Here is a 1,564-nt window from a genome sequence, read left to right as displayed (position 1 = left end):
CACCAAATTTATGGAAAATACGAGTCCCTTGTTGAAGAATTTACCAATTGAGTACAAATCTCTTTTTCGGGCAGATGCCCCAGCATAATCTGTTGCACAGATGCAAGTATTAAGCGATCGCTTCTTGACTCATGACTGTACTTCAAGATTGTTTTGCGCTTTTGACTCCTAATAAGCAGATAATGGATGGTTAAGAGTTCTCGCTGTGGAGGAACAGCGTTGAGAAACTTATCAGGTGAGAAAGCCACAATCTTAATAGTAGATGACGAAGCCAGTATCCGCCGAATTTTACAGACGCGGTTAGAAATGATTGGCTACAGCGTAGTTACAGCTAGTGATGGTGAAGAAGCTTTGTCAGCTTTTCGCCTGTTGACCCCTGATTTAATAGTTCTGGATGTGATGATGCCAAAACTAGATGGTTATGGTGTCTGTCAAGAATTACGGAAACAATCAGATGTACCAATTATCATGCTAACAGCCTTGGCAGATGTAGCAGACCGAATCACTGGGCTAGAACTCGGTGCTGATGACTACATGACAAAACCTTTCTCACCCAAGGAACTGGAAGCTCGAATTGCCTGCGTACTAAAACGGCGCTCCCACAAAAGTAGTATCAATATTATTCCTAACTTTGGGATAATTCATGTGGGCAATCTCAAAATCGATATCAATAAACGGATTGTTCATAAAAATGAGCAACGCATTCGGTTGACAGGTATAGAATTTAGCTTATTAGAATTGTTAGTGAATCATTCGGGAAAGATTTTTTCAAGAGTTGAAATATTACAGCAATTGTGGGGTTTTGTACCAGAGATGAGTACAGACACCCGTGTGGTAGATGTGCATATCTCACGATTGCGGACAAAGGTAGAATCCGACCCCAACGACCCAGAATTCATTATTACGGCAAGAGGTAGCGGTTATTTTTTCCCACGAATTGTTGAATCAGAACAGGAATAAAGCTTCCATTCGCTCTCGGTTTTACACAAGTCAAGCCGCTTTGTTCCAATTCAAAAAAGGTCATCGATTATCTCAGTGATCCCTTTGTCAGATAGCCAGAGAGCAACAGTAGACATCTTGGGGTAAATATAGCCTAGCTGACCTGACGGGGCAAGATAGGCTGAAAGTATTACTGTATAAAATTTTGAGCTATCTCTTTTTGATAAATCATCCAAGCCTTGTTTGTTTCTTCTTAAACTTGGCTATAACGAAATTATAGAAGTTTCAGTCCTTTCATTGGCATACTACAAACCTTGGCTTTAGGTAAATTTGTACTTTTGTACTATTTTGCCCCTGGTTTCGCTATGCAATATCTACGCCTAGTGGCATTGTCAGAATTCCCAAAACTGGCACCCTATGATTGCACTAATGGAATACGCTGTCCAAAGTGATCGCCCTTTTTGAAAATAATCCAGAGTTCAGTTACGTTAATTAGCTATTGATTAATTTGCATTTCATTGAGATAATTCAGAAATCAATTTGACAGAATGTTCTCTTCTATTAATTAAGTTCTCATATAGAGGAATTTTCTCATGAAGAATGATTTAGCGAAAGCAAAGTTTCT

Annotated in this window: 1 protein-coding gene; it reads left to right on the top strand. The window is 39.3% G+C overall.

What is annotated here, in order from left to right:
* Positions 1–219 precede the first annotated feature (219 nt).
* Entirely contained in the window at positions 220–960 is a 741-nt protein-coding gene (gene rpaB / locus VE944_RS14370; protein WP_324978082.1) for a response regulator transcription factor RpaB, read from the top strand.
* Positions 961–1,564 lie beyond the last annotated feature (604 nt).

This window comes from Nostoc sp., from assembly GCF_035638895.1.
Taxonomy (GTDB): Bacteria; Cyanobacteriota; Cyanobacteriia; order Cyanobacteriales; family Nostocaceae; genus Nostoc.
The sequence above is the reverse complement of the archived record's forward strand: the minus strand, read 5'-3'. Positions and strand labels throughout refer to the sequence as shown.